This window comes from Algoriella xinjiangensis (assembly GCF_900115015.1).
GTDB lineage: Bacteria > Bacteroidota > Bacteroidia > Flavobacteriales > Weeksellaceae > Empedobacter > Empedobacter xinjiangensis.
On sequence record NZ_FOUZ01000036.1, the window covers coordinates 1 to 1,988 of the forward strand.

Genomic DNA, 1,988 nt, shown 5'->3' on the forward strand with positions numbered 1-1,988 from the left:
TATGTTTTTCAGAAATACTTTACAGGAAAATCAGATTTAAAAGCTGATTACGAGTTTCCTAAATTAGAAGAAATAGAAAAATTTGTAAAAGAAAATAATCATTTACCAGGTGTTCCTTCTGCAAAAGAAATTCAAGAAAATGGTTTAAAAGTGGGAGAAATGAACAACTTACTTTTACAAAAAATTGAAGAACTTACATTGTTGTTGATCGAGCAAAATAAAAAAATGACACAACAAGACGTAAGAATTAATGAATTAGAAGCTAAAAAATAGTATATGAAAAAATTATTAAGTTTTATACTTCTAATAATGTTTACCTACATTTCTGCTCAATCTGCATCGGTACATATAAATAAAATTAGAGTAAACAATTCCGAATTTTCATCAAATGGATTTAATTTTAATCCAATTAATGGAAACAATAATTTTTTTATAGATTATACTGTAAAAGGTGATGATAAAAGTTATGGTTACACTATTCTTGATGTAAAACTATATGTTAACAATCAATTTAATCAATCAATTGGTTCTACTTTTTATATTTCTGGAACAGGAGAGGTTAAAAAAGCATTTTCATTTTCAATGAATAATGTAGATATAAAAAATGCTAATAGTTTCAAAATTGAGATAACATATAGATCAGACGTTTTTCCACAAACAAATGCTAAAACAAACTCTACAACTTGGATAGCAAATACAACTAGTTCTCCAAGCCCAAATCCTGATCCAACATTATCCAATGGAACTGGTACTTGTTCAAATGCTCCTATAGGATTAAATCAAACATCTGTAGGAAATACTCATACTTTTATTTGGAATAACGTGAATGGAACTTTACCATATACTTTAGCAATTAAAGAGGAGACTGCAAATAAATGGAGTTATTATGCTATTAATATTAATAAATTTAGTATAGCATTACCTCCTTCTACAAAATATGAATGGACTGTAAGAGCAAATTGTAAATTATGGAGTGACAAAAAATCATTTGAGACATATAATAAATGTGATGAAAATGTTAATATTAATAATCACAACACAAGTTGGATGAACTTTCAAGCAAATAATATATTAACAATTTCAAATTCAACATTAAGAAATTCAAACTTTAGAGGAAGTAAAATTGTTTTAAAAAACACAAATATTCTTCCTAAATCAAGAATTTATGTACAAGGGTGTTATGCTGGAAAACCTGAAAATAGTATAGATGATGTTATCTATAGTGATATCCAGTCGGAAATCTCAGATTCTACTGCTTCAAGAAATTCTATTATAATTCCTGCAAATATTGAAAATAATAGTATTCAACAAAATTTAACTATCTCACCAAACCCTACATCAAACCAAGTACAAATTAACAGTACTATTGGTATTAATGAATGGTTTGTTTATGATATTAACGCAAAAATTGTATTAACAGGAAATAATAAAAATGCTAATGCACTTAAAATAAACCTACAAAATTTAAATGCAGGTATTTACTATTTCAAATTTATAGATGCTTCCGGTACATTACACGAAAAATCAATTATCAAAAAATAACTAATTCTAATTAAAACATGCAGATAATCAAATTATCTGTATGTTTTTTATATTCAAAAATATTAACACAAAACAATTATGAAAAAAATTTTATTACTAGCAACATTGGCTTTTTCAACTTTAAGCTTTGGGCAACAATTAGGAGAGTTTACATCTTTAGAATTAAAAAACACAAATGACATTATTTCTTATATTGATTTTAAAGGAATGAATAATCAAACAGAGGATTTTGTTGGACGATTAGATTACATAGATGGTACTGGATTTTCATTTAAAAGGTGGAATGTGGACGGAAATTTAATGAGTATACAAGATAATGGTCGTGTTGGTATTGGAACCTCTAATCCTGACGAAAAATTAACTGTAAAAGGTAAAATACATGCCGAAGAAATTATTGTAGACTTGGCTGTACCTGCTGATTATGTTTTTCAGAAATACTTTACAGG

1 protein-coding gene and 2 pseudogenes are annotated in these 1,988 nt (G+C 26.7%); all 3 read left to right on the forward strand.

Going from position 1 to position 1,988, the window contains the following annotated elements; translation table 11 throughout:
* A pseudogene (locus tag BM072_RS15310) lies at positions 1–273 on the forward strand (hypothetical protein); the annotation flags it as partial.
* A 3-nt stretch (positions 274–276) separates the two neighbouring features.
* Positions 277–1,542: a T9SS type A sorting domain-containing protein gene (locus BM072_RS15315; RefSeq protein ID WP_092910755.1), complete on the forward strand. Its 1,266-nt coding sequence runs from the start codon at positions 277–279 to the stop codon at positions 1,540–1,542.
* 78 nt (positions 1,543–1,620) lie between these two features.
* Positions 1,621–1,988: pseudogene (locus tag BM072_RS15320) on the forward strand (hypothetical protein); the annotation flags it as partial.